Origin of the sequence: Paraburkholderia solitsugae (genome assembly GCF_013177695.1) — a bacterium.
GTDB lineage: Bacteria > Pseudomonadota > Gammaproteobacteria > Burkholderiales > Burkholderiaceae > Paraburkholderia > Paraburkholderia solitsugae.
The window spans coordinates 57,120-72,818 of record NZ_WOEY01000127.1 but is presented as its reverse complement, the minus strand read 5'-3'; the positions used below and the strand labels follow the sequence as shown (position 1 = coordinate 72,818).

Here is a 15,699-nt window from a genome sequence, read left to right as displayed (position 1 = left end):
GATCAGGATAACAAGGAGCTGTCATGCAAACGCTCGACTCGATGCACATGCTGTTGCTGGTCGGCCTTTTCGCCGTGGTGTTCGGCGCGATATTCGCCGCAATGTTGCTATTCTCACCGCGCGATATGCGTCGGCGTATCGAACAGGCAGGTGGGACCAACCTCCCCATGTCCGACCCCGGCAGCATGCCGTCAGGCTCGGCATGGCTCGAAAAGCTCGCCGAGATTTCGCAGCCGATTTCGAAACTGTCGATCCCGACTGAGGGCTGGGAAAACTCGGCACTGCGCGTGCAAATGATGAATGCGGGTTGGCGCACGCAGGGCGCCGCCGCACTCTATTTCGCCGCGAAAACCCTGCTCGCGCTCGCGCTGCCGCTGATTGCACTTACGTGCCTGGCGAATACCTCGCTCGCGACGCAGCAGTACCTGTTGATGTCCCTGCTCGCCGTGCTCGGCGCGATCGGCTACTACATGCCGAATTTCGTGCTGGCGCGCCGCATTGCATGGCGCAAGCGTGCAATTTTCGAAGATTTTCCCGACGCGCTCGACCTGCTAACCGTGTGTGTCGAAGCGGGCCTCAGCCTCGACGCGGCGTTGATGAAAGTGGCGGGAGAAATCGAACTGCGCAGCCCGGTGGTCGCCAGCGAATTCCAACTGATGCTGCTCGAAATGCGCTCCGGGTTTTCCAAGGAGAAAGCGTTACGCAATCTTGCTTTGCGCACCGGTGTCGAGGATGTCGATTCCTTTTGCGCAATGTTGATTCAGGCCGAGCGTTTCGGCACGAGCATCGGCTCCTCATTGCGTGTTCTGTCGGACACCCTGCGCACACGCCGCCAGATGCGCGCAGAAGAGCAGGCGGCGAAGATCGCGTTGAAATTGCTGTTCCCACTCATCTTCTGCATCTTCCCGGCCCTGCTCACCGTCCTGCTAGGGCCCGCATTTATCCATATCTACCGGGTGTTATTGCCTACCTTTGGCGGCTGAGTTCAGATTTGCGGCCGCCGGGAAAACACCTATATATTTGCGGTCGAATCGAGACGCTATACGGGCATTGGCGCCCCGAGGATATTGCTGTGAGAATCGCCGCACCGATATTCTTTTTTTTCAGGGCCGGCAGCGAATAGTATCAATGTACCGGCCGTCGTTGCATAGCCGATATTCAGGCGTGCAACAATGCAAAAAAGAAGGGGGGGAATATCGTGCCAAAATCACCAGGTCGCGTCCGAACGACCGTTTGCGTGACGGCCGACTCTGCGCAGTCCGCTCCCCCGCTCCAACCGGACACCCAGCGACGTCTGATCTGCGTTGCTCGCGCACCGAGCGACGTGCTGCTGGAGAATATGCGCTCAGCCGGCTGGGATATTACTGTGGCAAAAACCGCAGCCGGTGCAGTAGCCGCGACGACCAAAACAGGCGTGGCAGCGGGTCTCATCGATTTCGACGGCTTCGCGCCACGCGACTTTGCCGCTCTCAAGGCGTGCCTGAGTCAATCGACCATCGGCTGGGTGGCGATCACGGCTGAATGCCAGTCGGTAAACCACGCGGTACGCGAACTGATTCGCAATTATTGTTTCGATTACATCACGCTGCCGCTGCCGTATGAGTGGATCTCCCATGTGCTCGGGCATGCCCGAGGCATGGCGGCGTTGGATTATCTTGACAATGCCGCCGAAGCCAATGTCCCAGGGAACAACGAGATGTTTGGCACCTGCGACGCCATGCAGCAGCTTTTTAGCAAAATCCGCAAGGTCGCCAATACCAACGCGAGCGTCTTCATTTCCGGCGAATCGGGGACTGGCAAAGAGCTCACCGCTCTCGCGATCCATGAGCACTCGCCGCGGCGCAAGGCGCCGTTCATTGCGATCAATTGCGGCGCAATTAATCACCAACTTCTTCAGTCGGAACTGTTCGGCTACGAACGCGGCGCGTTCACCGGCGCGGAGCAGCTCAAGATCGGCCGTATCGAATCGGCGAACGGAGGCACCCTGTTTCTCGATGAAATCGGCGACATGCCGCTCGCGGCGCAGGCTAGCCTGTTGCGCTTCCTGCAGGAAGGCAAGATCGAACGCCTGGGTGGCAATGCATCGCTTCCCGTCGACGTACGCGTTATTTCGGCGACCCACGTCGACCTTGCCGCCGCAATCCTCGACGGGCGCTTCCGCGCGGATCTGTTCCATCGTCTATGTGTGCTGCATGTCGACGAGCCGCCGCTGCGAGCACGCGGCAAGGACATCGAAATACTCGCGCATCACGTCCTGCAGAAGTACAAGATCGACAGCACTCGCAAGATCCACGGCTTCACGCCATCGGCGATCGACGCCATGTACAGGTACCACTGGCCCGGCAACGTGCGCGAGCTCATCAATCGCGTGCGACGTGCGCTTGTGATGGCTGAAGGCAGACTACTGACGCCTCGTGACCTTGACCTCGAATCGCCAATCGACAAGGAAACGCCGACGCTCGACCATGTACGCGAAGTGGCCGAACGCCGCGCGATCGAAACCGCATTGCTGCGCCACGATTACCGGGTGGGAAAAGCGGCGACGGCGCTCGGAATCTCGCGGGTCACGCTGTATCGGCTGATGGTTGAGTACGAAATGCGTCACTCAGCATGCGAGGCCGTGGACGATACGGATGAGGAAGCGAACGAAAAATAATCCGTTTGATTGATGCCTTTTCGAGGTCTTCGTGCTGCTCACGTTGCACCTGACCACCCACCTGTACCGGACACCATCCCCAAAACCGTACAGGTACTGTACCGGCATGGTTCGCTAGAATGCTCCAAAGGTCTTATCGACCGACACCGGAGCCACCCATGTCTTACCTCAGCCTCAGCGCGCTTCCCGCCGGCATTCTGTTCGCGCTCGTCACCACTATCACGCCGGGTCCGAATAACACCATGTTGCTGGCCTCGGGCGTCAACTTCGGCTTTCGCCGCACGCTGCCGCATCTTTCCGGAATCAGTGCCGGAGTCGTGCTGTTGATGCTGTCGGTCGGGATTGGTCTGGGCGAAGCCTTCGTGCACTTTCCCGTGCTGTACACGGTGCTCGAAGTCGCGAGCGTCGCGTACTTGCTGTATCTCGCGTGGAAAATCGGCACGTCGGGCGAACTGAAGGTCAAGAAAGGCGATCGCCGGCCCATGAAGTTTCATGAAGCCATCGCGTTCCAGTGGATCAATCCGAAAGCGTGGATGATGGTGCTGACCGCCGCCACGACGATCCACCTCAGCGAGAGCTACAGCATGAACGCCGTCGCGATGGCGGTGATCTTCTACGTCATCGGGTTTCCGTGCATCTGCCTGTGGGCCGGTTTCGGCACCGCGATGCGCGAGGTGCTGTCGGACCCGAAGCGGCTACGCATTTTCAATGTGGCGATGGCGTTGCTGCTGGTGCTCTCGCTGTATCCGATCGCGCTGAAGCTGCTCGGCCAGTCAGCATAAGATTGAGCGACGCTAGATCGCACCCTGCCCCACTCGCTCGATGAAGCGCCATAACGCGTCGTCGGTCGAGTACGGGGCGTTGAAACGGAACCAGGCGCTCGGGGCATCGTCGGGACGGAAGTAGGAGCCGGGCGCGAGCCAGATGCCATGCGCGAGCGCGGCCGTCGCCACCTCCCCCGCGCACTCGGCTTCGATCGGCAGGCGAGCCCACAGGAACAAGCCAGCTCGCGGCCGGTGAAACAGTTCGAGGCCGAGCGAATCGAGCCGCTCCTCGACGGTCGCATGCGCGAGCTTGAGCCGCTCGTTCACGGCTTCGACGTGGCGCGCATAGCGTCCTTCGAGCAACACCTTGTCGACGATCCGCTCGATCGCTTCCGACGAGGTCAATCCCACCGCCATCTTCGTGCGCGCCAGTTCGCGCAACACCGCCCGCTCGGCGACCACGTAGCCGCAGCGCAGCCCCGGCGTCACCGTCTTCGAAAAACCGCCGACATATAGCACGCGCTGCAAGCCTTCCATCGCGGCAAACAAAGGCGCGCCAGGCGGCGCCAGCTCGCGGCTGACATCGTCTTCGATCACCCACATGCGCTGACGCTCCGCGATCTGCAACAGACGAAACGCCGCCGACATGCCGAAGGTCGCGCCGGTCGGATTCTGCAGCGTGGTGTTGACGAAAATCGCCTTTGGCTTGTGCTGCGCGACCAGCGCTTCGAGCACGTCGGTATCGACGCCGGCCGGCGTGCGCGGCACCCCATGCACCTCCAGCCCCGCCAGCTTGAGAATCTGCAGCAGATTGCAGTAACCCGGATCTTCGACAATCACGGCGTCACCCGCGCGCAGCAGCGTGCGGACGATCAGATCCAGCCCTTGCGTCGCGCCCTGGGTGAGCAGCACGTTGGAGACGTCGACCGGCAAACCGCGCCGGTCGAGTTGCTCGGCGATCCGCTCGCGCAGCGGCGCGAAGCCGTACGGATGCCCGTAGTCACCGAGGCGCGCCGCCGGCACCCGGCTCATTGCACGCAGCGCGTGCTGCAAACCTGTCTCGTTGATCCATTCGTTCGGCAGCCAGCCGCCACCCGCCTTGATCGGCACCGAATGGTCGGCGAACACGTCGGACAATAGCCAGGTCGCGGTCAGGCTCGGCGGCTGCCAGTCGGTCGGCGCGACCCGCGCGGACTGGGAGCGCGCCGCCACGCGATAACCCGATCCGCGCCGCGCCACCACGAGCCCCATCGAAACAAGACGGTTGTAGGCCTCGGTGACCGTGAAGGTGCTCAGTTCATGGCTTTGCGCCAACTGCCGCACCGACGGCAACAGCGCGCCAGCGCGCAGCGATTGCGCCTCGATAGCGCGCGCGAAGCCCTGCACGACCTGCTCGACGAGCGTGGGGGCGGCGCGCCGGTCGCGCTCAAGTTGTAGTTCGATCATGGTAGGAATGAGGAGTCGGCACAGTTATCGCAATTCCACCAGCACAGTTAGCACCACACTGCGTCAACTGTTTATGCCGCCATTAAACCGCGAACGCTACAGTTTTGGCTATGCCCCGAAGGAAGTCCCTTGGGGGACCACTTCGAGGAAAAAACCATGACTTCGCGCCCCGTCATCGACGACCTGTCGTCTTTCTGGATGCCCTTCACCGCCAATCGCCAGTTCAAGGCTGCGCCGCGCCTGCTGGAATCGGCCAAGGGTATGTACTACCGCACCACGGACGGGCGTGAAGTGCTCGACGGCTGCGCCGGCCTCTGGTGCGTGAACGCCGGCCACGGCCGCGACGAGATCGTCGCCGCAATCACCCAGCAGCTGTCCACGCTCGATTTCGCGCCGACCTTCCAGATGGGCCACCCGCTGGCATTCGAAGCGGCCACGAAAGTCGCCGAATTGATGCCGAACGGCCTCGACCGCATCTTCTTCACGAACTCCGGCTCGGAATCGGTCGACACCGCCCTGAAAATCGCGCTGGCGTACCACCGTTCGCGCGGCGAAGGCCAGCGCACGCGTCTGATCGGCCGCGAGCGCGGCTATCACGGTGTGGGCTTCGGCGGCATTTCGGTCGGCGGCATCGCACCGAACCGCAAGACGTTCTCCGGCGCGCTGCTGCCGGCGGTCGATCACCTGCCGCACACGCATAACCTCGAACACAACGCGTTTTCGAAGGGTCAGCCCGCCTGGGGCGCGCATCTCGCCGACGAACTCGAGCGCATTGTCACGCTGCACGATGCGTCGACGATCGCCGCGGTGATTGTCGAACCGGTGGCCGGCTCGACGGGCGTGCTGATTCCGCCGCAAGGCTATCTGCAGAAGCTGCGCGAGATCTGCACGAAGCACGGCATCCTGCTGATTTTCGACGAAGTGATTACCGCTTTCGGCCGCGTCGGTAAGGCGACGGCGAGCGAATACTTCGGTGTGACGCCGGACCTGATCACGATGGCCAAGGCGATCAACAACGCCGCGATCCCGATGGGCGCCGTGGCCGCGAGCCGCACGATCCACGATACGATCGTCAACAGCGGCGCGCAGGGCGCGATCGAACTGTTCCACGGCTATACGTATTCGGCCCACCCGGCCGCAGCCGCGGCCGCGGTTGCAACGCTCGACCTGTATCGCCGTGAGGGCCTGTTCGAGCGCGCGGCGACGCTGGCGCCGAAGTTCGAAGCCGCCGCTCACTCGCTGCGCGGCGCGAAGCAAGTGAAGGACGTTCGCAACCTTGGCATGATTGCGGGCGTCGAGCTCGAGTCGCGCGACGGCGCGCCGGGCGCGCGTGCTTACGAAGCGTTCGTGAAGTGCTTCGAGGCGGGCGTGCTGGTGCGCTTTACCGGCGACATCCTCGCGTTCTCGCCGCCGCTCATCATCGACGAAGAGCAGATTGCGCACATCTTCAAGACGGTGGGCGACGTGCTGGCGACGGTGCAGTAAGACTGCTGGCGAGATGCGGTGCGCAGGGGTTGCGCGCGCCGCATTGCCAGCGGCGCGAATGAGGCGGCAGCGCTTTTACGGCGTGCTTCCAACTGGCCGATAGCTATCGCCTGCTTGGCCGACCTGATGCCGTACTTGCCGGTGCACGCCTTATCGACCTGTTCCTTGATGAATTCCCCGGCTTGGGGAGGCTCGTTGCAACGCAGCGAAACTTCAGGAAATTGCCCTGGAAGGCTCGCGCCTGGCGCCTGGACGGCGTATGGTGATGGCAAGGGTTGGCGCCGTGGTCCGACCTGACGGGAGACTTCCATGAAGATACCTACCGTTCGCGCGGGCGCGCATATCGAAGGCGTGCATTGGATTGCCGAGTACGCTGAAGACGTTCACGAGATTCGCGTGTTTCGCGAAGGCCAGGAAGTGGATGTGCATAATGCGCCGTCCTCGTTGTTTGGCGATGAGGAAAATGCGGGGTCGAAGAATACCGCTGACCATCGGGCTGTGGAAGCCGCTGTGCTGGCTTATTTGAGGCGGTTTGTGATTGAGCATGATGCAGAGGAATAGGGTTTTTGCCTGCGCGGCGCTTAGTGTCTGGTTGCCTGCGGCGTTGGGGTTTTCTTGATCTGTTTTGCCTGCGCGGCGCTTGTTTTTCTGTTTGCCTGTGGCGTTGGCCTTTTCTTGTTTTCTTATTGGTCTATTAGTGTTGCCCCTGTGCGGGGCGGCACTGTAGTGGTTCAATGAACCCGGACACCTCTAAAGGGGATAATTCTCCAACTGAGGTGAGAAATGAGCAGACGGAACATTCCTGAAGAATTCAAGGCAGAAGCAGTCCAGCTGGTGGTCAGCAAGGGCTATTCGTTTTCCCAGGCCTGCGAAGCGCTGGGCGTTGGCGACACGGCGTTGCGTCGCTGGGTCGCGCGGTGGCGCGAGGAGCAGGCCAAACCGCCGCGCACAGCGATAGAGATCGAGACCGACGCGCGCCGCATTCGCGAGCTCGAGGCGAAGGTCGCTGATCTCGAGAGGGAACGCGACATTCTAAAAAACACCCCAAGGGACGCGCCCCTGCCCGAAGGGCAGAAACTCCCGGGCACCGCTACACTGACTGCTCCCAGAGGGAGCGGCCGTCAGACTTTTGGTGATTCATCCCGTTAAAAAACGTGGCCCAGGGACTGACGCGGACCCAGCATTGGTGACGCCGCCAGGCGATCCCGTTCAGGAAGGTGATCGATTCCGCTGTCCCGCCCTCTGCCCATTCTGATGGCGGAGGTCTGGCATGACGGCAACGAACTCCCGACGCGCCGGCAGTGCGGCGCAGATTACGGTGGTGCATCACCATGCTGCGGCGATCGACATCGGCGCACAGTTTCATGTGGTGGCAGTGGGACCGGAGCGTGACCCGCAACCGGTTCGTTCATTCCGCAGTTTCACCAAAGAGCTGCACGATCTCGCCAACTGGCTCAAACAAGTTGGAATCACGACCGTCGCCATGGAGTCAACCGGCGTCTACTGGATCCCCGCGTTCGAGATCCTGGAGGCGCACGGCTTTGAGGTGGTACTGGTCAACGCGCGCGACGCGAAGAACGTGCCGGGTCGCAAGACGGATGTGAGCGATGCGCAGTGGCTGCAGAAGCTTCACGCATACGGGCTGCTGCGCGCCAGTTTCCGCCCGCGGCACGACGTGGCCACGCTGCGCTCCTATCTGCGGCAACGGGAACGCCTGCTCGAATATGCCGCTGCACATATCCAGCACATGCAGAAGGCGCTGATGCAAATGAACCTGCAACTGCATCACGTCGTGAAGGACGTCACGGGCGCCACCGGCATGAAGATCATCCGCGCCATCGTGGCCGGCGAACGCAATGCCGGGGAACTCGCCCGACATCGCGATGTGCGTTGCAAGGCATCGATTGAGACCATCCGCGACGCGCTGATCGGCAACTATAAAGCCGAGCACGTGTTCGAGCTGACCCAGGCGCTTTCGCTATACGATTTTTACCAGACCCAGGTCGCGCAATGCGATGAGCGTATCGAACGCACGCTTCGGCAACTGCAGACCGGTGCCGAACCACCCGCCGCGCCATTGCCCGCAGCGCGGTACCGGACCAGGCAACCTAACGGCTTCTCCTTTGATGTGCGTGCCGCACTGTACGCCATGCTCGGCGTCGACCTGACACAGATTCACGGCCTCGGACCCTACGTGGCGCTCAAGCTTGTGGCCGAATGCGGTAATGACATGTCGCGCTGGCCCACGGCAAAGCACTTCACGTCGTGGCTGTGCCTCGCTCCAGGCAACAAGATCTCCGGCGGCAAGATCCTGTCGTCAAAGACGCGCCGCTCCTCCAGCAAGGCTGCTGCTGCGCTGCGTCTTGCAGCAGTCGCGATCGGCAAGACGGACACCGCGCTGGGCGGCTTTTACCGACGACTGTCGGCGCGGATCGGCAACGCCAAGGCCGTCACCGCCACCGCCCGCAAGATCGCGGTGCTCTTCTACAACACACTGCGCTACGGCATCGAATATGTGGATCCCGGCGCCGCGTATTACGAAGAGCGCTACCGGCAGCGGGTCCTCAACAACCTGACCCGACGCGCCGAATCACTTGGCTACGTGCTGCAGGCCAAACCAGCCTGATGGCTCGGGTTTCTCAGGAAGTCTACGGCCTTCTTCGTCAAGGAAATGGATCGCTTCCCGAAGTGATCCAGTCACTGAAGAAGGCCTGGCCTGTGAGGGTGATGTGTGAGGTGATGAAAGTGGCGCGCAGCAGCTATTACGCGTTCGCGGGGCGCCCGTCGGCTAGCCCTACGCCCTGCCCGCAGATCGCCGAGGCGCGTGAAATTCATCGCGAAACCCGCTGCAGTTATGGCAGCCGAAGGATGTCGGAGGAGCTTCAGAGGCGTGGTCACAAGGTGGGGCGTTATCGTGCCCGCACGCTGATGCAGCGCGCGCAGCTGGTGGTTACCAGAAAGCGCACGCACCGCTATCAGAAGAGCAATGGCGAGGCGCTGGTGGCGCCGAATCTGCTGGCGCGTCACTTCGAGCCGCCGTCCATCAACCAGGTGTGGGCAGGAGATATTACTTATGTGAGGACGCTTCAGGGCTGGTCGTATCTGGCCATCGTGATGGACCTGTATTCGCGCCGTATCGTCGGCTGGGCGTTTGCGCTGCTGCCTGATACAGCACTGGTCATCAGGGCTTTGCAGCAGGCGCGCGACCAGCGACGTCCGCCGCCGGGGCTGATGTTCCACTCGGATCAGGGATGCCAGTACACCAGCGCGCACTTCGTTGAAGACCTGAAGGCCAACGGCATGGTGCAGAGCATGAGCAGAAAGGGGAATTGCTGGGATAACGCACCGGTGGAGCGTTTCTTTAGAAGCCTGAAAAGCGAATGGATCGACGAGAAAGGGTACCCCGATCACGCGCACGCCGAACACGACATCGGGGCCTACATCGACGACTTTTATAACTACCGTCGCATCCATTCGGCAGCAGGCGGTCAGCCGCCGGCACGATGTGAAGCTTCACTTTTTTAAATATTCCCCTTTCCGGGTGTCCAGGTTTACTTGACCACTACACACTTACTTCTCTTTGCCTGCTGCAAAGAAAAGTAGGCAAAAGAAAGCAGCTCAAACCGCTAACTCTTAAGCGGGTCCCCCGCACAGCCACGGTAGTGGTGCATCTGGAATCCGTGCACTCGCACATTCAGCCCTGGTGACAAAGCCATCATTCTTCCGGCGGCGCTGCGCGCGCCGAAAGGTACTTCACAGAACCGTCTGCTCGTTTCGCGCGTGTGCCTCACTCGGCGCCGCGGCTCACCGTTGCATCCCCAACTTGCCTCCTATGTGCCGGCGCTTCGTTCGAAGTGCGAATTCACATCTGCACGCACTGTCGCGACTTGTCGGTCTCACGGGCGCCAAGTGGCACTTTCCGAAACAGATATCTTTTGGCACTTCGCCGCGGCACAGCCGACGGCCCTCACAGACCGCGAATGAAGCCCCTGGCGTCCTGGGCAGACCCGTCCGCGACGCACGCAGTGCGGAGTGGGAGCTGATGAGCCCTTTGTCACTTGCGCTGAGGGTGCGAGGGCACGGATTCCAGATGTACCACTACCGCGACTGTGCGGGGGACCCGCTTAAGAACTAGCGGTTTGAGCCGCTTTCTCTTGCTTACTTCTCTTTGCGGCTGGTGTATAGACCGGAGACATAGCTGGCAAAGAGAAGTAAGTGCCCGCCCCGGCACAGGGGCGACGCTAATAAACCAATAACAAATCAAGGAAAGGCCAACGCCGTAAGGGCACAACCAAAAAGCGTCGCGCGGGCTAACAGATCAAGAAAAGGCCAACGCCGCAGGCGTACAGACAAAAGCCCCGCGCAGGCAAACAAATCAGGAAAGAACCACCGCCGCAGGCATACAGACAAAAAACCTAGCCACCGCCTACGGCGAACAAAAAACCCGTTTAAGCCGAAGGCTTCTTATACGCAACGCAATCAACCTCAACCCGGCAGTCGATCACCATCGACGAAACCACACAGGCCCGCGCCGGCGGATTCTCGCCAAAATACTCCCGAAACACCTTGTTGAACGAAGCAAAATCACGCGGATCGTCGAGCCACACGCCGCAGCGAACAACATGCTCCGCCCCATACCCGGCTTCCTTCAAAATAGCGAAAACATTCTGAATCGCCTTGTGCGATTGCTCAACGATCCCGCCATTGATCACCTCACCATTTTCCATCGGCGTCTGCCCGGAAACGAACAACCAGCCATCCGCTTCAACTGCCCGGGCAAAGGGCATATGTTGACCACCGGTACCCTTGCCGCCTTCAACGCCAAATCGCTTCATCATCCAACTCCTTAAAAAGTCAGGCACGCACCAACGAAAACGCATGCCGCATCGATCAGAAAACCAAAATCAAAACGCGCCGTGCGCATCACCCTTCGACGCCGCGCCACGCGCGACAAAATGCCCGGCTCGCTCGCCCGTCACCTCACCATCGCGGTAAGTCAACACGCCGTTCACCCACACCGCGTCGATCCCGTCCGCCGCCTGTTCTGGCTTCTCGAACGTCGCCGCATCGCGCACCTTGGCCGGGTCGAACAACACCAGATCCGCGTGATAACCGATATGCACCTCGCCCCGCTGCGCCAGGCCAAACCGGCGCGCCGACAAGCTGGTCATCTTGCGCACCGCCTCTTCGAGCGGCAACAGGTTCGCATCGCGTACGTAATGCCCAAGCACGCGCGGAAACGCACCCCACAACCGGGGATGCGGCAGCGGATCGTTCGGCAAACCATCCGAGCCGACCATCGTTGCGGGATGCGACAGAATGCGCCGCACGTCGTCCTCGGACATGTTGTGATACACCGCGCCCGCCGGCTGCAGGCGCTTGCCCGCCTCCTGTTGCGTCACGCCCCACTCGGCGGCAATCTCCTTCAGCAGCTTGCCCGCCATCTCGGGATGCGGCTCAGACCACGTAATCGTGATGTCGATGTCGCCCGTCACCTGCTTCAGATCGAGCGTCGACGAACTACGGTTGTACGGATAGCAATCGCAGCCGATCGGCTGCAAGCGACGCGCGCCTTCCAGCGACTTCAACACCTCCTCGCTACGCCCCCAGTTCGACGGCCCCGCGCACTTCAGATGCGAAATCACCACCGGCACATGCGCGTGACGGCCCACCCGATACGCTTCGTCCATCGCGTCGAGAATCGCGTCGAACTCGGTGCGCATGTGCGTCGTGTAAAGCGCGCCGGCGGCAGCGAGCGGCTCGGCGAGCGCCATCACCTCTTCGGTCGGCGCGGAGAAGGCGGAGCCATAGGCGAGCCCCGAGCTCAAGCCCAACGCCCCGTTCGACAACGCCTCTTCGAGTTGCGCGCGCATGCCGTCGATTTCCTCCGCGGTCGCAGCGCGATCAAGCCGGTCCATCTGGTTGCTGCGCAACGCCGTGTGTCCAATCAGCGCGCCGACATTCACCGCTGGACGCGCCGCGTTCACTGCTTCGACATACGCCGCGAAAGTCGGGTACTGGAACGCATCGCGTTCGCCGAGCAGGTTCATCGGATCAGGCGGATCGCCCTTCAGCAATACCGGCGACGCACTGATCCCGCAATTGCCGACGATCACCGTCGTCACGCCCTGCGTGATCTTCGGCAGCATTTGCGGCGAACGGATCACGTGCGTGTCGTCATGCGTATGAACGTCGATGAAACCGGGCGCCAGCGCGCGGCCGTTGGCCTCGATCACCTCTTCGGCGAGCCAGTTCGACAGATTGCCGATCGCGGCGATGCGGCCGTCGCGGATCGCAACGTCGCGTTCGACCGGCGGCGCGCCCGTGCCGTCGTACAGTTGCGCGCCGACGATCAGCGTATCGGCGGCTTCGGGATGCGAATGCATGGATCAGTCTCCTAACGGTTGTCGATCTCCGCCGCCACGGTGCGCGTCGAGCGCGTGCTTCATGCGGCGCAGCAATTCACGGCTCTCGTCGCCCTGACTGACGGCAAGTTCGGTGACGAGCACATCGAGCGCCATCATCATCGCGTAACGCGACGACGACGGCTTGTAAATGAAATCGGTTTCAAAGGCGACGATCGGGATGACCCAATCGGCCAGTTTGGCCAAAGGTGAAGCCGGCGCGGTCAGGGCGATCACCGTCGCGCCGTAGCTGCGCGCAATCTTGCAGTTCTCGACCATCTCCGGCACGCGCCCGGTGGTGGACAATGCGATCACCACGCATTCGCGCGACACGGTGCTCGCCACCATCCGCTGCAACAAGCCGTCCTGATAGGTCGCAACAGGCCGGCCGAGGCGCACGAGCCTGAAGCGCATCTCGTCGGCCAATGCAGTTGAGCCGCCGCCCATGCCGAACACATAGATCATTCGCGCGGCGCGCAACGCGGCCGCCGCTTCGTCTAAAGGCGCCTGGCGCAGCAACTGGTGGTTATGGGCAAGCGCAGTCTGCAGTTCGTCGAAAATACGGGTGGCGATGGGCTCGGGCGCGTCTGTGGGTCCGCCCGCTTGCAGGAAGCGCTGACCGACGGCGGCCGCCTGCGCGAGGCGCAGCTTCAACTCCCGCACGTCGCGGCAACCGACCGCCTTCGCAAAGCGCGTCACGGTCGCGACGCTCACTTCCGCCTGCTGCGCGAGCGCGCCAATGCTGGCCCGCGATGCACCGGTCAGATCGTCGAGAATCAGTGCCGCAACCTTCCGTTCGGCCGAACGCAGTTCCGGCGCGCACTCGGCGATGCGCGCGACGATGTCGAAGGCCAGCGGCTCAGCAGTTGAGTTCATTGCAGAAGGTGGAAGGCCGCGCGACGCTTACAAAAAGCCTCCGGCAAGCCGTGGTACTAAATAACATCCCTTCAACCATCGTACTTTCGGTAACATAGTAAAGTCAACTTTGATTCAATTTAACTGGACGATGGAGCAGGGAGACATGAAAGTTACAAACTATCAGGGCGCAACGATTGATCCTTATAGCAAGGGCTTGGGCATGGTTCCGGGCACCAGTATCCAACTCACGGATGCCGCGCGCCTCGAGTGGAACCTGCTGAACGAAGACGTGAGTCTGCCCGCTGCGGTGCTGTACGCGGATCGTGTGGAACACAACTTGAAGTGGATGCAGGAGTTCGTCGCGGAGTACGGTGTCAAGCTCGCGCCGCACGGCAAAACAACCATGGCGCCGCAGCTGTTTCGCCGTCAGCTTGAAACCGGCGCATGGGGCATCACGCTCGCCACCGCGCATCAAGTGCGCGCGGCGTATCACGGCGGCGTATCGCGGATCCTGATGGCAAACCAGCTGGTTGGCCGCCGCAACATGATGATGATCGCCGAGTTGCTGAGCGACCCTGATTTCGAGTTCTTCTGCCTCGTCGATTCGGTCGAAGGCGTCGAGCAACTGGGGCAGTTTTTCACGTCAGTGCGCAAACCGCTGCAGGTGCTGCTCGAGCTCGGCGTGCCGGGCGGGCGCACCGGCGTGCGCGATGAAGCGCAGCGCAACGCGGTGCTCGATGCGATAGCGCGCTATCCGGATGTGTTGAAGCTGGCAGGCGTCGAATTGTATGAAGGCGTGCTGAAAGAAGAACACGAAGTGCGCGAGTTCCTGCAGAGCGCCGTCGCGGTGACGCGTAAGCTCGTCGACGAAGGACGTTTTGCCCGCACGCCGGCCGTTCTGTCAGGAGCCGGCTCGGCCTGGTACGACGTGGTCGCTGAAGAATTCGTGAAGGCCTCGGAGACCGGCAAGGTCGAAGTCGTGCTGCGGCCCGGCTGCTATCTGTCGCATGACGTCGGCGTCTACCGCAAGGCGCAAACGGACATTTTCGCGCGCAATCCGGTCGCGAAGAAAATGGGCGAAGGCCTGTTGCCGGCACTGCAACTGTGGGCGTACGTGCAATCGATCCCGGAACCTGATCGCGCCATCATCGGTCTGGGCAAACGCGATTCCGCATTCGACGCGGGCATGCCTGAACCGGCGCGCCACTATCGTCCGGGCAGCGAAGCGCCGCGCGATATCGCAGCGAGCGAGGGCTGGGAGATTTTTGGCTTGATGGACCAGCACGCGTATCTGCGGATTCCCGCAGGCGCCGATCTGAAGGTGGGCGACATGATCGCGTTCGACATCTCGCACCCGTGCCTGACGTTCGACAAGTGGCGTCAGGTGCTGGTGCTCGACCCGTCGTATCGGGTCACTGAAGTGATCGAAACGTTCTTCTGATCCTGATGCAAACGGCGCGCTTCACCGTAAGGTGGCGCGCCGGTCGTGACTCTCACGACGTTCGTGACTTCGGTTCAGGCCGTCTCATTCGCGGCGGCCGCTGCGCTGAATCGGCCGCTCTTTCGTCCGTAATGCCTAACGTGCCAAGGTCAGTGCCAACCGCTTCCGGTGCTTGCGAAGGGGCGGCAGAATCCGCGCCTGCGGCGGCAGCGGTCGCCGCCACTTCGCCGATCCGCACTTCCAGCATCTTCAAGGCCCCCGACAGCGCGCTCAGCGCATCGTCGGGCAATGCCGCCATCGTGTCGTGCAAAAAAGCGTTGCGGCGCGGCAGGCTGGCTTCAGTCGCCAACTGCCCCGCTTCGGTCAACCGCACATTGGTCACGCGGTTATCGCGCGTATCCATGCTGCGAGCAATCCAGCCCAAACCCTCGAGCGTTTTCAGCTGCCGCGTGAGCGCGCCCGGATCGACGCGCAGGCGCTCGACCAGCCGCTTCTGCGACGACTCGCCGGCCTGCTCGTGCAGCGCGAGCAGAATGCGCCAGCGCGGCAACGGGTGACCGACGCGGGCCTCGAACGCCGACATGAACGCCCGATAAGTGCGGCCGAATTGCTGCAAGACGGCGACGCGATCCTGTTCTTCCATAA

General features: G+C 61.8%; 13 protein-coding genes and 1 pseudogene. 9 read left to right on the top strand and 5 right to left on the bottom strand.

Going from position 1 to position 15,699, the window contains the following annotated elements; genetic code table 11:
• The first annotated feature begins 23 nt into the window (after window positions 1-23).
• From GNZ12_RS31810 to GNZ12_RS31800, 3 genes are all read left to right on the top strand, one after another.
• Window positions 24-983, top strand: a complete 960-nt coding sequence (locus tag GNZ12_RS31810; protein ID WP_172313957.1) for a type II secretion system F family protein — start codon at window positions 24-26, stop codon at window positions 981-983.
• Window positions 984-1,237: 254 nt separating this feature from the next.
• Window positions 1,238-2,656, top strand: coding sequence for a sigma-54 dependent transcriptional regulator (locus GNZ12_RS31805; protein ID WP_328806055.1), 1,419 nt, complete (start codon window positions 1,238-1,240; stop codon window positions 2,654-2,656).
• A gap of 158 nt (window positions 2,657-2,814) precedes the next feature.
• A complete protein-coding gene (locus tag GNZ12_RS31800; RefSeq protein ID WP_172313955.1) occupies window positions 2,815-3,438 on the top strand; it encodes a LysE family translocator in 624 nt (207 codons plus the stop codon).
• A gap of 12 nt (window positions 3,439-3,450) precedes the next feature.
• Here GNZ12_RS31800 and GNZ12_RS31795 read toward each other — a convergent pair whose 3' ends face one another.
• Complete coding sequence (locus GNZ12_RS31795) at window positions 3,451-4,866, bottom strand: aminotransferase-like domain-containing protein (protein ID WP_172313953.1); 1,416 nt, start codon at window positions 4,864-4,866, stop codon at window positions 3,451-3,453.
• Window positions 4,867-5,022: 156 nt separating this feature from the next.
• Between GNZ12_RS31795 and GNZ12_RS31790 the strand changes: the two genes are divergently transcribed.
• The 5 genes from GNZ12_RS31790 (at window position 5,023) to GNZ12_RS31770 (ending at window position 9,876) form a co-directional block, all read left to right on the top strand.
• Window positions 5,023-6,351: an aspartate aminotransferase family protein gene (locus GNZ12_RS31790; RefSeq protein WP_172313951.1), complete on the top strand. Its 1,329-nt coding sequence runs from the start codon at window positions 5,023-5,025 to the stop codon at window positions 6,349-6,351.
• Window positions 6,352-6,660: 309 nt separating this feature from the next.
• Window positions 6,661-6,912, top strand: coding sequence for a hypothetical protein (locus tag GNZ12_RS31785; RefSeq protein ID WP_172313949.1), 252 nt, complete (start codon window positions 6,661-6,663; stop codon window positions 6,910-6,912).
• Window positions 6,913-7,134: 222 nt separating this feature from the next.
• Entirely contained in the window at window positions 7,135-7,500 is a 366-nt protein-coding gene (locus GNZ12_RS31780) for a transposase (RefSeq protein ID WP_216673326.1), read from the top strand.
• A 121-nt stretch (window positions 7,501-7,621) separates the two neighbouring features.
• Window positions 7,622-8,977: an IS110 family RNA-guided transposase gene (locus tag GNZ12_RS31775; RefSeq protein ID WP_172313947.1), complete on the top strand. Its 1,356-nt coding sequence runs from the start codon at window positions 7,622-7,624 to the stop codon at window positions 8,975-8,977.
• A complete protein-coding gene (locus GNZ12_RS31770; RefSeq protein WP_407947724.1) occupies window positions 8,977-9,876 on the top strand; it encodes an IS3 family transposase in 900 nt (299 codons plus the stop codon). The genes GNZ12_RS31775 and GNZ12_RS31770 overlap by 1 nt, the downstream gene beginning before the upstream one ends.
• 923 nt (window positions 9,877-10,799) lie before the next feature.
• Here the strand turns inward: GNZ12_RS31770 and GNZ12_RS31765 are convergent.
• From GNZ12_RS31765 to GNZ12_RS31755, 3 genes are all read right to left on the bottom strand, one after another.
• Window positions 10,800-11,186 (bottom strand): RidA family protein, encoded by a 387-nt coding sequence (locus GNZ12_RS31765; RefSeq protein ID WP_172316062.1) that lies wholly within the window; start codon window positions 11,184-11,186, stop codon window positions 10,800-10,802.
• Window positions 11,187-11,255: 69 nt separating this feature from the next.
• A complete protein-coding gene (locus tag GNZ12_RS31760) occupies window positions 11,256-12,737 on the bottom strand; it encodes an N-acyl-D-amino-acid deacylase family protein (RefSeq protein WP_172316061.1) in 1,482 nt (493 codons plus the stop codon).
• A gap of 3 nt (window positions 12,738-12,740) precedes the next feature.
• Complete coding sequence (locus GNZ12_RS31755; protein WP_172316060.1) at window positions 12,741-13,631, bottom strand: MurR/RpiR family transcriptional regulator; 891 nt, start codon at window positions 13,629-13,631, stop codon at window positions 12,741-12,743.
• Window positions 13,632-13,776: 145 nt separating this feature from the next.
• Between GNZ12_RS31755 and GNZ12_RS31750 the strand changes: the two genes are divergently transcribed.
• Window positions 13,777-15,054, top strand: coding sequence for an amino acid deaminase (locus GNZ12_RS31750; RefSeq protein ID WP_172316059.1), 1,278 nt, complete (start codon window positions 13,777-13,779; stop codon window positions 15,052-15,054).
• 169 nt (window positions 15,055-15,223) lie between these two features.
• On the opposite strand, the pseudogene GNZ12_RS31745 reads toward GNZ12_RS31750, so the two are convergent.
• A pseudogene (locus GNZ12_RS31745) lies at window positions 15,224-15,697 on the bottom strand (MarR family winged helix-turn-helix transcriptional regulator); the annotation flags it as partial.
• Between the last annotated feature and the right edge of the window lie 2 nt (window positions 15,698-15,699).